Raw genomic sequence first — 19,350 nt, forward strand, 5'->3', positions numbered from 1 at the left:
TGGGTAGGCGCGCCTCATTTTGTAACCGCCAAGGCTCCCCAATGGAAACCATTGATCGATGATAGACGCCCCCGCCAGAGGACTCCATCCTTCCCACTGGGAATCGGTATTTGCCCCGGATGAAAAATTTTTGCGTCCATCAAATGAATAAAACCGGGAGGATGGACGTCGGCTTCATCTCCTTCATCAGATTCATTGTCATCTTCTGAAGTATAGATCGATTTCCAGCCACTTACCCAGTTCGAAATGACCTCCTGTTCTTCTGGATTGGTAAAGCTTTGCTTCACCTGTTCGGCTGCCATTTCGAAATATTCTTCTCCACCAATTATAATTCCCGAAACCAGCAATCCGCTGCAATAGAGAGTTATCGGAAATCGTAGTCCCTTATTGGCGAATTTAACATATTCTCCGAGATACCAATCGAAATGCGGTTGTGTTTCGATTGGTATTTGTGGAGTGATTTCACTTTCGGGTTGCGTCGTCATTGCACTCACTCCGCCGCGATGCCCGCCGCCTTGAACATATCCGGATCGCCCGCTTCATCCGCGTTGGCTGCTTCGCCGCCTTTCAGCTTGGCGCGGCGGTCGAACGCGTCCCACACATCGTTCCACTGGCCGCGCGTCGCCGCCTTCGAATATTCGGTGGCGCGGGTTTCGAAGAAATTGGCGTGCTCCACGCCGTTCAGCAGCGGGGTCAGCCAGGGGAGGGGGTGTTCGTCGATCATGTAGATGGGTTTCAGGCCCAGTTGCCCCAGGCGCCAGTCGGCGATGTAGCGGACATATTTCTTGATGTCCTTGGGCGTCATGCCGGGCACCGGGCCCATTTCGAAGACCAGGTCGACGAAGGCGTCCTCGATGCGGACGGTCTTCTGGCACATGTCCATGATGTCGTCCTTGACCGACACAGTCAGGCAGTCGCGTTCCTTCACGAAGGCGTGGAACAGGCGGACGATGCCTTCGCAGTGCAGCGTCTCGTCGCGGACCGACCAGCTAACGATCTGGCCCATGCCCTTCATCTTGTTGAAGCGCGGGAAGTTCATCAGCATCGCGAAGCTGGCGAAAAGCTGCAGCCCCTCGGTGAAGCCGCCGAACATGGCCAGCGTCTTGGCGATGTCCTCGTCCGTGTCGACGCCGAACTGCTGGAGATAGTCGTGTTTGTCCTTCATCTCCTTATATTGCATGAAGGCGCTATATTCGCTTTCCGGCATGCCGATGGTGTCGAGCAGGTGCGAATAGGCGGCGATGTGGACCGTTTCCATGTTGCTGAAGGCGGTCAGCATCATCTTGATTTCGGTCGGCTTGAACACGCGGCCATATTTTTCGTGGTAGCAGTCCTGCACCTCCACGTCCGCCTGGGTGAAGAAGCGGAAGATCTGCGTCAGCAGGTTGCGTTCATGGTCGCTGAGCTTCTGCGCCCAGTCGCGACAATCCTCGCCCAGCGGCACTTCCTCCGGCAGCCAGTGAAGCTGCTGCTGGCGCTTCCAGAACTCATAGGCCCAGGGATATTCGAAGGGCTTGTAGACCTTGCTGGCTTGAAGAAGGGGCATGGTGGTTACTCCGAGGATTTTATACCAGACCCTCTCCCCTTGTGGGAGAGGGAGGGGCCCATCGCGTCAGCGATGGGAGGGTGAGGGGTGAAGATCGCTATCCTTGCCAGCGCGCCTTCGGGATTTTGCATCACATCATGGTTCCAGAAGCGGATCACGCGATAGCCTTCCTGTTGGAGAAAGGCCGTGCGGGGCGCGTCTGCCGCCTCGTCATGCTGGCCGCCGTCCAGTTCGATGATCAGGCGGGCGGCGTGAGAGGCGAAGTCCGCGAAATAGGGGCCGATGGGAACCTGGCGGCGGAACCTGGCGCTCGGCAACTTTTCGCGGAGGAGAGTCCAGAGGCGTTTCTCGGCGTCGGTTGCATTGCGGCGCAGTTCTCTCGCGCGGGCGATCGTCGGGTTTGGGGCCTTACCCCTCACCTTCCCACGCGGCTTTGCCGCGCGGGCCCCTTCCTCTCCCACAAGGGGAGAGGAGATTCTTGGATCACTGGCAGGCGAGGCACTCGTCATAGTCGGTGGTCTCGCCGATTTCGAATTTGGGGGCGTCGATGGTGTTGTCTGCTTCCACGCCGCCCGCGAAGCCGGCGCGCTGGACCGATTTGGAGCGGAGATAATAGAGCGACTTGATGCCCAGTTCCCACGCCCGATAATGGAGCATGAGGAGATCCCATTTCTCCACGTCGGCGGGGATGAAGAGGTTGAGCGACTGCGCCTGGTCGATATAGGGCGTGCGGTCGGCGGCCAGTTCGAGCAGCCAGCGCTGGTCGATCTCGAAACTGGTCTTGAAGACGTCCTTTTCCTCCTGGCTCAGGAAGTCGAGATGCTGGACGCTGCCGCCCTTTTCCAGGATCGAGTTCCACACCGCCGTGCTGTCCTTGGCCTTCGCCACCAGCAGCTTTTCGAGGTACGGATTCTTCACCGCGAAGCTGCCGGACAGCGTCTTGTGGGTGTAGATGTTCGCCGGGATCGGTTCGATGCAGGCCGACGCGCCGCCGCAGATGATGCTGATCGACGCGGTCGGCGCGATCGCCATCTTGCAGGAGAAACGCTCCATCACGCCCATGTCGGCGGCGTCCGGGCACGGACCGCGCTCGACCGCGAGCTGCATCGAGGCTTCGTTCACCTTCTCGTTGATATGCTTGAAGATGCGCAGGTTCCACGATTTGGCCATCGCGCCTTCGAAGGGAAGTCCGCGGGCCTGGAGGAAGGAGTGGAACCCCATGACCCCCAGGCCCACCGACCGTTCACGGCTCGCACTATATTTCGCCCGCGCCATTTCCGGCGGCGCGCGGTCGATATAGTCCTGCAGCACATTGTCGAGGAAGCGCATGACATCCTCGACAAACTGCCTGTCATCCTTCCACTCGTCCCAGGTTTCCAGGTTGAGGGAGGAAAGACAGCAGACGGCCGTGCGGTCATTGCCGATATGGTCGCGACCCGTCGGCAAAGTGATTTCGGAACAGAGGTTGGAGGTCGACACCTTGAGCCCCAGATCGCGGTGATGCTTGGGCATCGTGCGGTTCACAGTGTCGTTGAAGACGATATAGGGTTCGCCGGTGGCGAGGCGGACCTCCACCAGCTTCTGGAACAGGGCGCGGGCGTTGACGCTGCCGCGCACCGACTGGTCCTTCGGGCTGCGCAGCGCGAATTCCTTGCCGTCGCGCACCGCCTCCATGAATTCGTCGGTCAGCAGCACGCCATGGTGCAGGTTCAGCGCCTTGCGGTTGAAGTCGCCGCTGGTCTTGCGGATTTCCAGGAACTCCTCGATCTCCGGATGGGAGATGTCGAGATAGCAGGCGGCCGAACCCCGGCGCAGGCTACCCTGGCTGATCGCGAGGGTAAGGCTGTCCATCACGCGGACGAAGGGGATGATGCCGCTGGTCTTGCCGTTCAGGCCCACCGGCTCCCCGATGCCGCGCACATTGCCCCAATAGGTGCCGATGCCGCCGCCCCGGCTGGCGAGCCAGACATTCTCGTTCCAGGTGTTGACGATGCCTTCCAGGCTGTCGTCCACGCTGTTGAGATAGCAACTGATCGGCAGGCCGCGCCCGGTGCCGCCGTTCGACAGGACGGGCGTGGCGGGCATGAACCAGAGGCGCGAGATATAATCGTAGACGCGCTGGGCATGGTCGGCGTCGTCGGCATAGGCGGCGGCGACGCGGGCGAACAGATCCTGATAGGATTCGCCGGGCAGCAGATAGCGGTCCTGCAACGTGTCCTTGCCGAAATCGGTCAGCAGCGCGTCGCGGCTGGCGTCGGTCACGACATGGAAGCGGCGCTCCAGCACGGTGGAGGAATCCGGCGTCGGGTCGGCCTTGGGCGCAGGCGCCCCATCGACCAGCGCCCCCTCGGCGGGAACGGGAGCCTTCTTCTTGTCCGCCACGGTTTCGACCACTTCGTCAATCACGGTTGCCACGTCGCTTGCACTCACCTGTTCGCTGTCTCGAAAATCCATGACCAGCTCCCGAATGTTCCTGTTTCGTTCGATTCGGTCAAGCCGCTGCCGGCCGGGCCGAACGAATATAGCATTATCGACCCGGTCAGGCACGGAGATGGGGCCAGCAGGCGCGATCGCAAGGGCAAAAACAGCCTCCCTCCGGGAAGCGGCCCGGTTGGTTCGATCACAATCTGTTGGGTAACCCCCGTTAACCCGATACAAGGGATAGTGCCACAGCTTCATTTCCTTTCAAGGGGGTAAATGACGGTTCGGAGACTCAACTCATCGACGCTGAGACTCGTTTCGTCGACGTTGCGGCACGGCGCAGCGCAGCGACGCACGGACTTTCCTTGGCTTTGCAAAAGGCAAGGGGGACAATTTGGCCCGGAAAATAAATTTGGCTTGCCACGCAATTGCTGGGCCGGGCGATTCCACCCATGGCGTTTCGCGACGAATGCATGACAGATAGGGGGGAACGGAGCGGCACGAGCCATGGGCGACGAGAGACGAGAGGAGCCGACATGATTCTCTATTACCACCCCCTCTCCTCCTGCAGTTGGAAGGTGCTGATCGCCCTTTACGAGAACGGCACCCCGTTCGAGCCGCGCATGCTGGACGACCCGGCCGTGGCGGAGGCGTGGCTGGCGCTGTGGCCGCTGGGGAAGTTCCCGGTGCTGCGGGACGAGACGCGGGACAGGACGGTCGCGGAAACCAGCATCATCATAGAATATCTGGGACGGCATCGTCCGGGGCCCTTCCGGCCGATTCCCGAAGATGCCGACGCGGCGCTGGAGGTTCGGCTGATGGACCGGCTGTTCGACATCTATGTGATGACGCCGATGCAGGCGATCGTCGCCGAGAAGATCCGGCCCCAGGGCGTCGCCCGCGATTCCCACGGCGTGGGGGAAGCGCGGCGGATGCTGGGCAAGGCCTATGCGCTGCTGGAGGCGCGGATGGCGGGACGGCGCTGGGCGGCGGGGGACGATTTCACCCTGGCCGATTGCGCGGCGGCGCCGGCCCTGTTCTATGCCGACAAGATCGAGCCGATGCGGGGCGGCTTTCCGGCACTGCGCGCCTATCTGGAACGGCTGGAGGCGCGGGAGAGCTTCGCGCGGGTGCTGCGGGAAAAGGAGCCGTGGTGGCCCATGTTTCCCTTCGCGGATTAGGGCGTGTGGGGATTCAGCCCATGGCGGGCTGCAAATAGCGGCTTTCTGCGCTTCCGGTGCTCACGTACTGAAGTACGCTCCGCGCCGGTTCTCGAATTCCACTATTTTCGCCGCGCCCTGAACTGAATCCCCACACACCCTAGGACGTGTGGGGATTCAGCCCATGGGGGTCCGCGGGTCGGGCCTCAGCCCTTCCACGCCTTGAGCGCGCGTTCATAGCGCCCGGCGGCCGTATCGCGGGCTTTTTCCAGTCGGCGCCTTTCGGCCCCATGTCGTTGTTCCAGTTCCTGCCGCTCGCGCCGGAGGGCGGCTTCGCGGCGGGCCAGCCGCCGGCTTTCCGCTTCCTGCCGCCGGTCGAGCGCCGCCAGCGCTTCCTCCGCCTCGTCCAGCGGCGCGCGATCGGGGCGGGGTTCGGGCTTCGCCGCCTTGCGCGCCGTCGCTTTCCCGGAGCCTGCGGGCTTTTCCGCCGGCAAAGCCGCGAGATGCTCCGCCATGGAACCGCGGGGCCGCTTGATGACCTTGCCGGGATGGGCGAGCGGCTCGGCGGTCAGCGCGGGATCGGTCACGACCTCCGCCACGCCGCGGGCGAACAGATTGGCGTCGGCGCCCCAGGCCTCCAGCGCCGCCTTCTGGCTGGGCGCGGCGACATAGGCGTCGTGGAAGCCGATGGCGGTGCGATAGGTCTTGAGCGCGCGGGGCATGGCCGGGAAACGCCTGGGGCGGGCGCCCGGCTCCCTCCCGCCACTGGACTCGCGCGCGATTCCCTACTAGCCGCTCCCCTGCATGGACCTGCCGCGCCGGGCGGGCCTTTAGATTAGGGACCAGGGTAGATGACCGTCATCAAAACCGCCGATCTGATCGAGAGCGTGGCCGACGCGCTCCAGTTCATCAGCTACTATCATCCGATGGATTATATCCGCGCATTGGGCAAAGCCTATGAGGCGGAGGCCAATCCGGCGGCGAAGGACGCCATCGCCCAGATCCTGACCAACAGCCGCATGTGCGCCGAGGGGCACCGCCCGATCTGCCAGGATACCGGCATCGTCAACGTCTTCGTCAAATGGGGCATGGACTGCCGCCTGGACGACAACAGCCGTTCCATGCAGGAGGTGATCGACGAGGGCGTGCGCCGCGCTTACCTCAACCCCGAAAACCGGCTGCGCGCCTCGATCCTGAAAGACCCGGCGTTCAGCCGCGTCAATACGAAGGACAACACGCCCTGCGTGCTGAATGTCGAGATGGTGCCGGGCAACAAGGTGATCGTCGACGTCGCGGCCAAGGGCGGCGGGTCGGAGAACAAGACCAAGTTCAAGATGATGAACCCCAGCGATTCCATCGTCGACTGGGTGCTGGAGATGATCCCGCAGATGGGCGCGGGCTGGTGCCCGCCCGGCATGCTGGGCATCGGCATCGGCGGCACGGCGGAAAAGGCGGTGGCGCTGGCCAAGGAATCGCTGATGGAGCCCATCGACATGGGCGAATTGAAGGCGCGCGGGCCGCAGAACGACATCGAGAAGCTGCGCATCGAGATTTTCGACAAGGTCAACGCGCTGGGCATCGGCGCGCAGGGGCTGGGCGGGCTTTCGACCATCCTGGACGTCAAGATCTACGACTATCCCTGCCATGCGGCGGGCAAGCCGGTGGCGATGATCCCCAACTGCGCCGCGACGCGCCATGCGCATTTCACGCTGGACGGGTCGGGCCCGGCCTATCTGGAGGCGCCGAAGATTTCGGAATGGCCGCAGGTGGACTGGAAGCCGAGCAAGGAGGCGATCCGGGTCGACTTGGACAAGCTGACGCCGGAAGTGGTGCAAAGCTGGAAGCATGGCGACCGGCTGCTGCTGAACGGCAAGATGCTGACCGGGCGCGACGCGGCGCACAAGCGGATTCAGGACATGCTGGCGCGGGGCGAGGAGCTGCCGGTCGATTTCAAGGGCCGCGTCATCTATTATGTCGGCCCGGTCGATCCGGTGCGCGACGAAGTGGTGGGTCCGGCCGGGCCGACCACCGCCACGCGCATGGACAAGTTCATGGACATGATGCTGGAGCAGGGCCTGGCGGCGTGCGTCGGCAAGGCGGAGCGCGGGCCTGCGGCGACCGATTCCATCGCTAGGCATAAGAGCGCCTATCTGATGGCGGTCGGCGGCGCGGCCTATCTGGTGGCGCGGGCGATCAAGGCGGCCAAGGTGGTCGGCTTCGAGGATCTGGGCATGGAGGCGATCTACGAGTTCGAGGTGCAGGACATGCCCGTGACCGTCGCCGTCGACAGCGAAGGGCAGAATGTCCACCGGCTCGCCCCGCTGGTGTGGCAGGAGAAGATCCGGAAGGAAGGTCTTCTCGAAAAGGCGTGAGGCTTTCTTGATCCTCCCCATCGGTAGATGGGGAGGGGGACCAGCCGAAGGCTGGTGGAGGGGAATTGGCGCGATGCCTCCCAAGAGGAAGACGGTGGCGCAGGCGCGGGGATTGCGCCGCGCCCTGACGCCGCCGGAGATCAGGCTCTGGCAATGGCTGCGGGAGCGGCCCGAGGGGTTGAAGTTCCGGCGGCAGCATCCGGTCGGGCCGTATGTGCTGGATTTTTATTGTGCGTCGGCGCGGCTGGGGGTGGAGGTCGACGGGGGCTTTCATGATCATGCCGAGCGGATTGCGCAGGATACGCGGCGGGATGAGTGGCTGGGCGCGCAGGGGGTTCGGGTCTTGCGGATCAGGGCTGCCGACGTGTTTCGGGAGTTTGAAGCCGTGACGGTGCACATTCTGCACGAATGTCGCGCATTTCCCCTCCACCAGCCTGCGGCTGGTCCCCCTCCCCATCTTTCGATGGGGAGGAATAAGTGATTTGGCTTCCGGCGGCTTTGTTGGCGGGGGTGGCGCAGGCCTGGCGGACGGCGGTGCAGCGGCGGGTCAGTCATGATCTGTCGGTCAATGCGGCCGGGGTGGTGCGCTATCTTTATGGACTGCCTTTCGCGCTGATGTTGCTGGGTGGGTATCGGCTGGTTTTTGGCGGGCCGTGGCCCGTTCCCGATGCTTCTTTCCTGCTGTTCTGCCTGGGGGGCGGGTTGGCGCAGATCATTGCGACCAATTTGCTGATCATGGCCTTCGCCCATCGCAATTTCGTCGTCGGCACCGCCTATTCCAAGACGGAGGCGGTCCAGGGGGCCATATTGTCCTTCCTGCTGATGGGGGAGCGGCTGCATCCGCTGACATGGGCGGGGATCGGTTGCGGGGTGATGGGCGTCATGCTGCTGTCCGCCGGGGGAAAGCGGGCGGGCTTCCTCCGTTCGCTGGGGCAGCCGGCGGCGCTGTGCGGGATCGCTTCGGGTTTCTTCTTCGCGCTGACCGCCATCGCCGTCCGGCGGGCGACGCAGATGGCGGGCGGCGGCGATCCGGTGCTGGCGGCGCTGATCGTGCTGGCGGCGACGGTCGCGATGCAGGCGGCGATGCAGGGCGGCTATCTGCTGCTGCGGGAGCCGGAGCAGATGCGCCGGGTGCTGCGCGGCTGGCGGGTTTCGGGGCAGGTGGGGCTGCTGTCCGCGCTGGGTTCGGCCTGCTGGTTCACCGGCTTCGCCACCGCGCCGGTCGCGCTGGTGCGGATCGTCGGACAGGTGGAGGTCGTCTTCACTTTGGGCTTCGGCCATTTCTACCTAGGCGAGCGGATGGCGCGCAGCGAGGTCTTGGGGCTGATGCTGGTGGTGGGCGGGGTGGTGCTGGCCTTGATGGGGGCGCTTTAACCAGCCCTTCGATGCGCCATTTCCACTTCGCTCGATGCTGCTCAGGACGAACGGAGTGAGTTCGGCCAACGGCCCGCCGCATCGCTAACGGATATTTTACCAACGTCCGATAGCCCGGATTGCGTGGAAAGCCAGGCAAGAAACCGGAACGTCGAACAGGCGGTGAAGAAGGTGGCCGAGTTGTCGGGCGACCTGGGCATCCGCACGCTCGACCTGCAGGCGGACATCAGCGAACTGGCGGATCGCGTCACCAACCAGGCCCGCACCATAGAGGCGATCAGCGGCGCGGCGGCGCAGCTTTCCCGCGACGGCGAAAGCGTGGCGCTGGCGGGGCAGGACGCGCGCGAAAAGGCCGTGGCGGCCCGCTGCATCATCCAGGATTCCGGGCGCCAATTGTCGGACGCCAACGGCAATTTCGTCGACCTGATCGAACGGGTGAGCAGCGTCCACGCCCAGCTCGACGGCTTTCGCGAGGCGCTGAAGACCGTCGCCCATGTGACCAGCGTCATCAGCGGCATCGCCAGCCAGACCAATTTGCTGGCGCTGAACGCCACCATAGAGGCGGCGCGGGCGGGCGACGCCGGGCGCGGCTTCGCCGTCGTGGCGGCGGAGGTCAAGAAACTGGCGCAGGAAACCGCGACCGCCACCCAGACCATCGACCAGTCGATCGGCGCCCTGACCGGCGAGGCGGGCAAGATGCTGGAGGGCATCGTCCACGGCGCGGAAACGGCGCGCACCGCGCTCAACGACACCAAGAACATCGAACTGCTGGTCGAACGGCTGGGCGCGCTGATGGCGGACCTCTCCAGCAACAGCGAAACCGTCGCCGAACGCATCGCCTCCATCGTCGGATCGGCGGGCGAGATTCGCGGCGGGCTGGCGGCGCTGGCGAGCACATCGACCGACAATGCCGGCGGCCTGCAAAGGCTGTCCGGCCGCATCTCCACCGCCAGCGACGACACCAACCGGCTGCTGCAACTGGTGGCGGAAAGCGGCGTCGAGATCGCCGACACGCCCTATATCGACTTCTGCCTGGACGCGGCCCGCACGGTGAGCGACGCGCTGGAACTGGCCCTGGCGGAAGGCCGGCTGACGGAAGGCGAATTGTTCAGCGAAACCTATATGCCGATCCCCGGCACGCAGCCGGCGCAATATAGCCACCCGGTGCAGCCGGTGCTGATCCCGGCGGCGCGGGCGCAGCAGGAACGGGCGCGCGCCTTTCCGGGGCTGTTCGGCATGACCTTCACCGACCGCAACAGCTTCGGCGCGGTCGCCATGCCGGAACGGTCGTATCCGCAGCGGCCGGGCGACGACGACTGGAATTTCGAATATTCGCGCCAGGGGCTGATCTTCGATTATCCCGACACGCGGGAACAGTGCCGCATCACCCAGCCCTTCTGCATCAAGGCCTATCGGCGGCTGAACGCGGTGGGCGAGGTCATCCTGCTGAAGCAGGTCATCGCCTCCATCCACGTGCGCGGCCGACATTGGGGAATTTTGCAGATGGCCTATCAGGACCAGGACGGGTAAGATTTCCCGGCCGCCCTGGAGCCATGTTCAAAGGCGTCAATAATCCTTCGAATAGCGCAGATTGGCGGACGATCCCGCATTGGTCCCCGTCTTCGACAGCAGGCTGAGCGTCCTCGACAGGGAAATTTCGAGCTGCGTCGCGGTGAAGCCCTTGGGGTCGGTGATCACCTCCACATAGATATTATTGGAGATATGCTGCCCGACCGCCAGCGACGTGCCCCGCCCGGTCGCCTCGTCGCCGCCGACGATGCCGATCCGGTCGACGCCCGACGCATTTTGCAGCTTGCCCATGGGGTTCAGCCCGCCGCCGCCCCCGCGCAGCCCGTTGAGCGCCGCCGCCAACTGGATCGCCTGGGTCGCGGACAGGTTCGCCACATTGTCGCCGAACAGGATGCGCGCCAATATCTCGTCCTGCGGCAGCGTCGGCGTGGAGACGAAGGCGATGTCCGGCCGCTGCGCCGTGCCGCCGACCGCTATGCCCGCCGTCACGTCGCTGATCTTGGTTTCGGCGCGGATCGCCAGCGTCGGGTTCATCATCGGCCCGTTGAAGCTGATGACGCCCTGCTCCAGATTGAACTGATGGCCGGAGAAGCTGTAGCGGCCCCGGATAACCTCGATCTTGCCGACAATGCGGGGATCGCTCGCCGTGCCGGTCACGCGCATGTTCGTCTTCCATTCGGAATCGAGGCCCATGCCGGTCACGTAGATCTCATTATCGGCGCGGATGCGCACGTCCAGCTTCCAGGGAGCGGGCCGGGCGGCTGCCTGCCGCGCCGCTGCCTGCCGCGCCGCCACGCGCTGGTCCAGCAGGTCGGTCCCTTCGCCCTTGCGGCGCACGCCGGTCAACTGGCGGATGTCGCTGCCCCCCTGCCAGGCGACGCGGTAGCGGGTTTCGGGAAGCGACAGGTCGCCCCTGATCAGGCCGCCATCGGCCGGGCTGTTGGTGATGGCCAGCGTGCCGCTGACCACGCTGGTGATCGCTTCGCTGCGGGCGAGGCGGGCGCGGTTCAGCCTCACGGCGATGTTCATCGGATAGCCGCTTTCCGCCGCCAGCCCCACCGTGCCGCTCGCCTGCACCGTGCCTTCGCCCGCCCGCCCGGAAAAATCGCGCAGGTCGAGCCGGTCGTTGGTGAAGCGCCCGTCCAGCCGCATCTGCGTGACCCGCGTGCCGAAGGTCTCATTCTCATAGGTCAGCGCATTGGCGCGGACGAGGCCGTTGAGCCGCGGCGCGCCCAGCCGCCCGCCGAAATCCGCCGCGACGGCGATCGGCCCGGTTAATTGTTGATCCGCCAGCCCGGCGAAGGAGAACAGCACATCGGCCGGCCCGGCATAGCGGATGCCGCCCCCCAAGGGCGCGGATTGCAATTGCTGCGCCCAACTTGCCCCCGGTCCCGGCGGCGCCAGCGTCGCGACGAAGCGGCCCAGCGTCGCATTGCCGCGCCGGATGAGGCCGCGCATGTCGCCGCCCGCCCGCGACAGCTTGCCCTCGACCGCCATGGACACGGGATCGGACACGGCGGTCAGGCTGGATCGGCGGAAATCCGCAATCGCCAGCCGCGTGGTCGCGGTCGGGAAAGCCGAACCATTCTGCGCGAAATCCAGCGTGCCGGTCGCCTTCCCGCCAATGCCCAGCCCCGGCGAGGCCATGTTGACGATGGCGAGGTCGAAATCCTTGAACCGCGCCTGCATCGCCGTCTGCCGGCCGAAGCGCCCGGCCAGGTCCACCCGCCCCTGCGGCAGCACCAGCGTCGCGGGTTCCAGCCGATAGCCCGCCTGTTCGATCCGGATGATAGCAGGCCGGGCGAAGCGGAAGGGAATGTTGCTCGCCCGTCCCTCCAGCGCGACGGCATAGAGCGTCGGACGCAGCGCAGCGTTCATGGCGATGGAGAAGGGCACGCCGGTCGAACCGTCAGCGACCAGTTGCGCCCGCCCGCGCCCGCCGCGATAGTCGATCCGCCCGCGCGCCTTGCGCACCACATAGTCCCCATAGGCGGCGTTCGCCATCTGCACGTCGGCGCTGATCTGCGGCTGTTTGGCCAGCACCATGTTCGCGGTGATCAGCGCCCTGCCGATCACCACGTCCGCCTCGCCCGGCAGCTTGGCATTGCTGGCGGTGGCGTTCAACTGCGCGCCCTGCACCTTGCCCACCGCCGTCAGCCGGACCGCGCCCGTGACGCCGGAACCGTTCATGGCAAGCTGCCCGGTGAAGGGACCGGCGGCGCTCTGCTGCACGCGGCCGTTCATGTCGATTCCGGCGAAACGCGCCTTCGCTATGTCGATGGTCAGCGGCCCCTTAGAGGTGCGGATCAGCACATTGGCGAAGAAGGGGCCATAGGCGGACCCGCCCGCGGCTTCCAGCCGATAGCCCGCCGCCTCGCCGTTCAGTTTCGCCACGACGTCGTGAAGCTGCACCCCGACATTGGGCCGGGCGGCGCGCAGCACCGCATTGGGCCGCTCCATCGTGCCGCGCACGGTCAGCGCCAGCGGGCCGTATCGGTTGGACGTTGCCCTGGCGTCGAAGGCGATCCGGCCGTCCGTATCATAGCTGCCGGAACCGCTGTGGATGCGGAATTCGGGGGCCGCGCCCTTCAGGCCGCTGAGGGTGAACTTGCCCTCCGGCGTCATGCCGATGCTGCCGGACGCGACGGCATTGCCGCCCAGAAAGTCGCGGACGGAGGCGTTCTCCCACCGCGCCGTGCGCACGCCGAAGCGGCCGGACAGGCCGAATCCGCCCCTCGGCCCCGGCACCAGCTTCACATCGGTCTGCAGGTTGACGATGCCGACGCCGTCGATCCTGTAATCATTGACCCGGCCCTTCAGCGCGCCGCGATAGACGGCGTTGTCCATGTCCGCCAGCACGATGGCGGTGGCGTCCACCCGGTCGCTGTCGATCTTCAGATTGTCGCTGATCAGCTTCCCCGCGGCATAGGCGAAGTCGCCCTTCACCCGCAGATTGTTGAGCAGCCCGCCCGCCGCCGCGTTGAGGCCGGTGACGCGGCTGGCGGTGGCGCTGACCGGAATGCGGATGCGGTCGGCGTCGATCACGGCGCGCCCGCTGGCCTTCAGATTCTCGATGCCGGTGGCGTCGAAGGCGATCTGCCTGGCGGTGATGTCATAGTCGATGAAGGGCGTCGCCATCGGCCCGTCGAGAATGACGGAGGCGCGCACGTCGCGGCCCTTCACCTTCTCCATGATCGCGCCGGGGGCAAGCAGGGCGGCATCGATCCGGAGCGCGCCGAACCGGCTTTGGCCAAGGTCGACCAGCCCCTGCGCGGTGGCGGCGACGGCGGGGGACTTCAGCGAGCCTTTGAGGTTCACCCGCCGCTCGTTCATCCCCGCGAACAGGTCGACGTCGAGCGCGGGCGTCGTCAGCCGGTCGACCGTCCCGGCGAAGACCAGACCCGGCCGCAGCGGTCCTTTTGCCGTGAAATTGCCGTCGCGGGCGGCGAGCGCGATGTTCGCCAGCTCGCCCTTGCCCGACATGGCGATCAGCCGCCCGTTCCACGCCTGCCATGTCCCCCGCCCGTCCAGCGTCGCGGTGAAGCCGTCGGTCAGACCGCTCATCGCCGCGATCACCCCGCCTTTGGGCGCGGTCAGCCTGCCCTTCATGGCCAGGCGGTTCTGCGCGGGCACGGCGTCGAGATTGGCCTGCAAGCGGTCGCCGCTGTCGACCACCGCATCGGCGGACAATATGGCGCGGCCGTCGGCGATATGGGTCACGCCGTCGATGGCGATCTCGCGTTTTTGACCTATGACCGGCTTGGCGACGAGGAACCGGGCGATCTTCAGCCGGTCGACGTCGATGTCCAGGTCCGGCAGGATCGGGGCGTTGGGATCGGTCTTGGTAATGTTGAACCGCGGGCTGCGCGCCAGAACAACCAGCGGGCTTTCCAGCAGCCGCACCGAAATATGGTTGTCGATGTAGCGGAAGGGACTCCACACCACATGCACTTCCGGGCTGACCGCGAAAATGCCCTTGGGATCGCGCAGCACCAGATTGCGGATCGTCATGTCGCTGTAGATCGATCCGTCGATCCGCCCGACCTCGATGGCCATGCCGGATTCCAGCTTCAGCGCGGCGATCTGGCGGATGAGGAATTTCTTGCCCGGCTGGGTGTCGAGGAACAGCAGCAGGCCCGCCGTCAGCGCCAGCAGCGCGACGACAAGGCCGACGACGCCCAGCGCGACCTTCTGCCAGAGCGGGCGCTTTTCGCGAAGGATGACGGTTTCCTCAGCCATCAGAAGGCCTGCCCTATGCCGATATAGAGCGCGAATTTGGATTCGCCCGGCTGCCGGTTGATCGGCATGGCGATGTCGGCGCGGAAGGGACCGAAATTGGTGTAGAAACGCCCACCGACGCCCACACCGTAGCGGATGTTCGAAAATTGCGGCATGGAGCTTTCATAGACCTGCCCCGCATCGACGAAGGCGACAACGCCATAATCGCCGAAGCGATAGCGGCCCTCGACCGCGAATTCATTGACGGACCGGCCGCCGATGGGATCGTTGTTCGCGTCCTTCGGCCCCAGTTCCTGATAGCCATAGCCGCGCACCGACCCGCCGCCGCCCGCATAGATGCGGCGGGATGGGGCGACATCGTCACGCTTGACTCCGCTGATCGTGCCGACACGCGCGCGCCCGGCGACCACCAGGCTGTCCGACAGCGGATAATAGCCGGTGAGGTCGAAGGTCGCCCGCAAATAGGGCGAGAAGCTGCCCTGCAAAGACCCCTCCGGCTCGGCGCGCAGATTGGCGCGGAAGCCTTTTGTCGGGTTCAGCAGGTCGTTGGACCGATCATAGCCGACCTGCACCGGCAGGCCGCCGATGAAATAGGTCCGCCGCGTCTTGTCCGCCCTCGCCGGATCGACCACCACCTGCTCGTTGGTCAGCAGCACCTCCGCCCCATAGCTGTAGGTCCAGCGCTTCTGGAAGATCGGCGTCGACTGGCGCGACCAGCCGATGTTCAGCCCCAGCGTATAGGCCTCATAGGCGTCGTAATTCTGGTGGTTGACCGCAATGCCCGTCTGGAAGGTCTTGTCCCGCTTGCCCGCATTGGACCGGCGGAACGTGCCCGACGCGCCCTGTTCCTGCGTGCCCGCGATGACGCTGGCGATCACCGCGCCTTCCGGCGGGAAGAGATTGCGGTGCGTCCATGTCCCCTCGGCGCGGAAACCCTGCCCCGTGCCATAGCCCAGTTCGCCCGCCAGCGTGCGCGGCTTGCCCGCCTCCTGCGCGACGTTCAGGTCGACATATTCGGTGTCTTCCGGGCCGGGCTCATTGGTGCGCACCGGATCGACCGAAATGCTGGAAAACAGCCCCGTCGCCACCAGCGCCCGGCGCAGGTCGTCCACCTTGCGGCTGTCGTAAAGCTCGCCCGGCTTGAAGCGGCTGATGACCTTCATATGGTCCGCGCCGAAGGCCTGCTTCTCGCCCGTGGTGGTGATCCCCCGGAACGACCCGCGCGGCCCGGTCTCCACCGGCAGCCTATAGTCCCCCGTCGCCGTCGCGGGATCGAGCAATATGTCCCGTTGCCCGACCTTGGCGAAGGGATAGCCGTTTTCCGGCAACCTGACGCCGACATTGGCCTCCGCCCCCTCGACCGCCGCCGCGACGATATGGTCGCCCGTCTTGAGCGGCAGGCTGTCGCGGACCAGGCCGGGCGGCACGGTCGGCCCGGCGTTGATGACGATGTCCCCGATCCTGTAGCGCTTGCCCGGCGTGACCGAGAGGACGGCCTTCAACGCCCCGTCGCCCGCCTGATCCAGCGAGGCGAGCGCGGTCGCGTCATAATAGCCCTCCGAATAGAGCAGCCGCACGGCCAGCGCCTCATCCTCATGGGCGCGGGCCTGCACCATCGCCGCCGTGTCGGCCTTGCCGCCGCCGTCGATCAGGGCGGAGGAGTCGCGGAACGCCGGCTCCAGCCCGGTCCTGCCGAACCCCTCCACCGCCACCGAATAGCGGACCGCCTGGGTCTTCGCATCGGGGTTGCTGTCGGTGGCGACCTGCGCCGGCACCCGCACGCTGTCGAGCGGGGGCAGCGGCTGGGCCAGTTCGCGCTCCTCCTGCGGCTCGACCGCAGGGGGCAGTTGCCCGGCGGCTTCGGCGGGCGGCAACTGCCGGTCGATCCACTCGTCGATCGAGGGCAGCGGCGCGCCGGGGTCCGCTGGGGCTTCTCCCGCCTTGGGCAGGCGCGCCTCGAACTCGCTATCGGGCAGGATCGGTTCTTCCTGCTGTTGCGGCGGCGGAGGCGTCTGCGCCGTCAGGGGGAGGGGAAAGGTCGCCATCATCGTCAGACCCAAGGCTCGCCGGACCCGCTTCTGCCTTGAACCCATGGAAACCGCTTTGCCCCTCTTGCCCTTCGCCCATGGAGGGCGGGAACAGCCAATACGCGCAGCGGGTTGCCAAGGTTCCGCCCGCGTCATGAAGGGGGCGCTTCCCTCCAAATCCCATCCAGTCTAGACCGGCGGCATGACCATCGCGCTCAACGTCACCCGTTCGATCCTCGGCCAGCCCTGGCGGTGGCGCGGGGGCAACGCGGACGGGCGCGATCCGGGCTATCGGCCGGACGATCTGGTGACGCAACTGCTGCTGGCGCGGGGCTGTCCCCGCGACGCGGTGGAGGCGCACCGCAATCCCACCATCCGCCATTTTATGCCCGATCCCAGCCTGTTCCGCGACATGGACGCCGCCGCCGAACGGCTGGCCGACGCGGTGGCGCGGGGGGAGGATGTGCGCATCTTCGGCGATTATGACGTGGACGGCGCGACCAGCGCGGCGCTGCTGATCCGCCTGCTGCGCGACCTGGGGCTGGCGGCCCGGCCCTATATCCCCGACCGGCTGATGGAGGGTTACGGCCCGTCGGGCGAAGCGCTGGTGCGGCTGGCGGGCGAGGGCGCGACCCTGATCGTCACGGTCGATTGCGGCGCGCAGGCGTTCGACGCGCTGGCGCAGGCCAAGGCGGCGGGCGTCGATGTGGTGGTGGTCGACCATCATAAATGCGCCGCCGCTCTGCCCGAAGCGCTGGCGCTGGTGAATCCCAATCGCCTGGATGAGGCGGAGGAAGCGGCCGCCCACGGCCATCTGGCGGCGGTGGGCGTCGCCTTCCTGCTGGGCGCGGCGCTGATCCGGGCGCTGCGCAAACGCAACTGGTTCGCGCAACGGACGGAGCCGCCGCTGATGGACCTGCTCGACATCGTCGCGCTGGGCACCGTGGCGGACGTGGCCCAGTTGAAGGGGCTGAACCGCGCCTTCGTGGCGCAGGGGCTGAAGGTCATGGCGAAGCGCCGCAATATCGGCCTTTCCGCCCTGATCGACGCCAGCCGCCTGACGCGGGCGCCGCTCTGCCACGACCTGGGCTTCGCGCTGGGCCCGCGCATCAATGCGGGCGGGCGCGTTGGGAAGGCGGATCTGGGCGTCCGGCTGCTCACCACCGAAGACCCGGCGGAGGCCGCGCAGATCGCGCAGGAACTCGACCTGCTGAACGAGGAACGCCGGGCCATCGAAGCGGCCGTGCAGGCGGAGGCGGAGGAACTGCTGGCCGCGCAGGGCAACCGGGCGGTGGCGCTGGTGTCCGGCGCGGGCTGGCATCCGGGCGTGATCGGCATCGTCGCGGGGCGCATCAAGGAGAAGGCGGGCCGCCCCGCCATCGTCGTCGCCATCGATGGGGACGGCACCGGCAAGGGGTCGGGCCGCTCCATTTCCGGTGTCGATCTGGGCGCGGCGGTGCTGGCGGCGAAGGATAGCGGCCTGCTTGTCGCGGGCGGCGGCCACGCCATGGCGGCGGGCCTGACGGTCGCGGCGGACAAGGTCGATGCGCTGGCCGATTTCCTGGACGAACGGCTTTCCGGCGCGGTTGCGAAGGCACGGGACGACCGCGCCCTGCTGATCGACGCGGTGCTGGCGCCTGCTGGGGTCAATCCGGATTTCGTCGCCGCGATCGACGCCGGCGGCCCCTATGGCGCGGGCTGGCCCGCGCCGCTGATCGCCTCCGGGCCGATGCGGGTCATCAAGGCCGATGTCGTGGGCAACGGCCATCTGCGCGCCATCATGGCGGGCGATGACGGCCGGTCGATCAAGACCATCGCCTTCCGCCAGGCGGAATCCGACCTGGGCCAGGCGATATTGGGCGCGCCCCGCGACCGGCGTCTGTGGATCGCGGGCCGGGCGAAGATCGACGATTGGGGCCCGCGCCCCGCCGCCGAACTGCATCTGGAGGACGCCGCCTGGGCCGATTGAGGGGAGGATCGGCTATTTTATGCCCCGCGTCATTTTCAGGACGAAAAGGGGGTTGACCGTTCCGGAGCCACCGCCTAATGCCCGCCTCGCTTCGCAGCGACGCCCAGGCGAACCTGCTTGTGGCCCCTTCGTCTAGCGGTCTAGGACGCGGCCCTTTCACGGCTGAAACACGGGTTCGATTCCCGTAGGGGTCACCAGTCAAGCGATTTATCGCATTGATTTTGCGTGATAATTTTATAAATCACGAAATCCGATACCACAGGCGTTCCCACATTTTCCGTGGGGTCTGATGGTATGGTTCGGAACATAACGGGACTGATTTAGCCCTGCTCCGAAAAAATTTCCATTCAGATGGCCCCACGTTCTGCTGCTCAATCAGCAGGCCGGACCGCCGATGAATCTCCCGTCAGATGGCGTTTGACCTCGACCGCTACAGCGGCGGCGTGCGTTTGGGCCAAGTCGTGGTCGACGCCGGGAAAATGCGACGGCGGGAGTTCGGAAGCAAAGCAGATAGCCGTTCGCCAAACGCCGCAGGGCTTATCGGATCGGCATCACTCCACAAAAGCAATGTCGGCGCCCCTATGGTGGGTCCGACACCAGAATGATCGGTCTGCGGCAGGCGACGCGGGAAAGCAGCCTTTACCCTTGCAGATGAAGGCGCCGGGCCGAATTCGACCGAGACTAACCGACCGGCCGCTTTATGAACGATCCA

At 65.9% G+C, this 19,350-nt stretch carries 13 protein-coding genes and 1 tRNA gene; 7 read left to right on the top strand and 7 right to left on the bottom strand.

All coding sequences use genetic code 11. The features are described from left to right. Nucleotides 1-14 precede the first annotated feature (14 nt). Genes L286_RS48720 through L286_RS45785 form a run of 4 tightly spaced genes read right to left on the bottom strand, consistent with a single transcriptional unit; the run spans nt 15 to nt 4,000 of the window. A complete protein-coding gene (locus L286_RS48720; RefSeq protein WP_152520550.1) occupies nt 15-485 on the bottom strand; it encodes a hypothetical protein in 471 nt (156 codons plus the stop codon). A gap of 5 nt (nt 486-490) precedes the next feature. Then, nucleotides 491-1,546, bottom strand: coding sequence for a ribonucleotide-diphosphate reductase subunit beta (locus tag L286_RS45775; RefSeq protein WP_020817960.1), 1,056 nt, complete (start codon nt 1,544-1,546; stop codon nt 491-493). A 5-nt stretch (nt 1,547-1,551) separates the two neighbouring features. Beyond that, on the bottom strand, nt 1,552-2,007 hold the full coding sequence (locus tag L286_RS45780) for an endonuclease domain-containing protein (RefSeq protein WP_020817959.1): 456 nt from the start codon (nt 2,005-2,007) through the stop codon (nt 1,552-1,554). A gap of 22 nt (nt 2,008-2,029) precedes the next feature. After that, complete coding sequence (locus tag L286_RS45785; RefSeq protein ID WP_007687958.1) at nt 2,030-4,000, bottom strand: ribonucleoside-diphosphate reductase subunit alpha; 1,971 nt, start codon at nt 3,998-4,000, stop codon at nt 2,030-2,032. Nucleotides 4,001-4,503: 503 nt separating this feature from the next. Between L286_RS45785 and L286_RS45790 the strand changes: the two genes are divergently transcribed. After that, nucleotides 4,504-5,148, top strand: a complete 645-nt coding sequence (locus tag L286_RS45790) for a glutathione S-transferase family protein (protein WP_020817958.1) — start codon at nt 4,504-4,506, stop codon at nt 5,146-5,148. Nucleotides 5,149-5,333: 185 nt separating this feature from the next. Here L286_RS45790 and L286_RS45795 read toward each other — a convergent pair whose 3' ends face one another. After that, nucleotides 5,334-5,849 carry a hypothetical protein gene (locus L286_RS45795; RefSeq protein WP_020817957.1) on the bottom strand — a complete coding sequence of 172 codons (516 nt, stop codon included), beginning with the start codon at nt 5,847-5,849 and terminating at the stop codon, nt 5,334-5,336. 129 nt (nt 5,850-5,978) lie between these two features. Here L286_RS45795 and L286_RS45800 point away from each other — a divergent pair, with 129 nt between their 5' ends. From L286_RS45800 to L286_RS45815, 4 genes are all read left to right on the top strand, one after another. Then, entirely contained in the window at nt 5,979-7,499 is a 1,521-nt protein-coding gene (locus tag L286_RS45800) for a fumarate hydratase (RefSeq protein ID WP_020817956.1), read from the top strand. Nucleotides 7,500-7,572: 73 nt separating this feature from the next. Beyond that, nucleotides 7,573-7,980 (top strand): endonuclease domain-containing protein, encoded by a 408-nt coding sequence (locus L286_RS45805; protein WP_020817955.1) that lies wholly within the window; start codon nt 7,573-7,575, stop codon nt 7,978-7,980. Continuing rightward, nucleotides 7,977-8,873 carry a DMT family transporter gene (locus tag L286_RS45810; protein ID WP_020817954.1) on the top strand — a complete coding sequence of 299 codons (897 nt, stop codon included), beginning with the start codon at nt 7,977-7,979 and terminating at the stop codon, nt 8,871-8,873. The genes L286_RS45805 and L286_RS45810 overlap by 4 nt, the downstream gene beginning before the upstream one ends. Nucleotides 8,874-8,996: 123 nt before the next feature. Further along, a complete protein-coding gene (locus L286_RS45815) occupies nt 8,997-10,403 on the top strand; it encodes a methyl-accepting chemotaxis protein (protein ID WP_021224021.1) in 1,407 nt (468 codons plus the stop codon). Between the two features lie 36 nt (nt 10,404-10,439). Here the strand turns inward: L286_RS45815 and L286_RS45820 are convergent, their stop codons facing one another. Both L286_RS45820 and L286_RS45825 read right to left on the bottom strand, forming a co-directional pair. After that, complete coding sequence (locus L286_RS45820; RefSeq protein WP_020817952.1) at nt 10,440-14,642, bottom strand: translocation/assembly module TamB domain-containing protein; 4,203 nt, start codon at nt 14,640-14,642, stop codon at nt 10,440-10,442. Continuing rightward, the gene (locus L286_RS45825) at nt 14,642-16,735 is read right to left on the bottom strand and encodes an autotransporter assembly complex protein TamA (protein ID WP_025160566.1); all 2,094 of its coding nucleotides are present in this window, start codon (nt 16,733-16,735) and stop codon (nt 14,642-14,644) included. Before L286_RS45825 ends, L286_RS45820 begins: the two co-directional genes overlap by 1 nt. 136 nt (nt 16,736-16,871) lie before the next feature. On the opposite strand from L286_RS45825, the gene recJ reads away from it, so the two are divergent. Beyond that, a complete protein-coding gene (gene recJ, locus L286_RS45830; RefSeq protein WP_020817950.1) occupies nt 16,872-18,638 on the top strand; it encodes a single-stranded-DNA-specific exonuclease RecJ in 1,767 nt (588 codons plus the stop codon). Between the two features lie 121 nt (nt 18,639-18,759). After that, nucleotides 18,760-18,835 (top strand) — tRNA-Glu (locus L286_RS45835). The last annotated feature ends 515 nt before the right edge of the window (nt 18,836-19,350 follow it).

Origin of the sequence: Sphingobium sp. HDIP04 (assembly GCF_000445085.1) — a bacterium.
Lineage (GTDB): Bacteria > Pseudomonadota > Alphaproteobacteria > Sphingomonadales > Sphingomonadaceae > Sphingobium > Sphingobium indicum.

Excerpts from the sequence above, each read along its gene's own strand:
- L286_RS48720 (WP_152520550.1), bottom strand. The coding sequence starts at position 485 with ATGACGACGCAACCCGAAAGTGAAATCACTCCACAAATACCAATCGAA.
- L286_RS45775 (WP_020817960.1), bottom strand. The coding sequence starts at position 1,546 with ATGCCCCTTCTTCAAGCCAGCAAGGTCTACAAGCCCTTCGAATATCCC.
- L286_RS45785 (WP_007687958.1), bottom strand. The coding sequence starts at position 4,000 with ATGGATTTTCGAGACAGCGAACAGGTGAGTGCAAGCGACGTGGCAACC.
- L286_RS45790 (WP_020817958.1), top strand. The coding sequence starts at position 4,504 with ATGATTCTCTATTACCACCCCCTCTCCTCCTGCAGTTGGAAGGTGCTG.
- L286_RS45795 (WP_020817957.1), bottom strand. The coding sequence starts at position 5,849 with ATGCCCCGCGCGCTCAAGACCTATCGCACCGCCATCGGCTTCCACGAC.
- L286_RS45800 (WP_020817956.1), top strand. The coding sequence starts at position 5,979 with ATGACCGTCATCAAAACCGCCGATCTGATCGAGAGCGTGGCCGACGCG.
- L286_RS45805 (WP_020817955.1), top strand. The coding sequence starts at position 7,573 with ATGCCTCCCAAGAGGAAGACGGTGGCGCAGGCGCGGGGATTGCGCCGC.
- L286_RS45820 (WP_020817952.1), bottom strand. The coding sequence starts at position 14,642 with ATGGCTGAGGAAACCGTCATCCTTCGCGAAAAGCGCCCGCTCTGGCAG.
- L286_RS45825 (WP_025160566.1), bottom strand. The coding sequence starts at position 16,735 with ATGGGTTCAAGGCAGAAGCGGGTCCGGCGAGCCTTGGGTCTGACGATG.
- recJ (WP_020817950.1), top strand. The coding sequence starts at position 16,872 with ATGACCATCGCGCTCAACGTCACCCGTTCGATCCTCGGCCAGCCCTGG.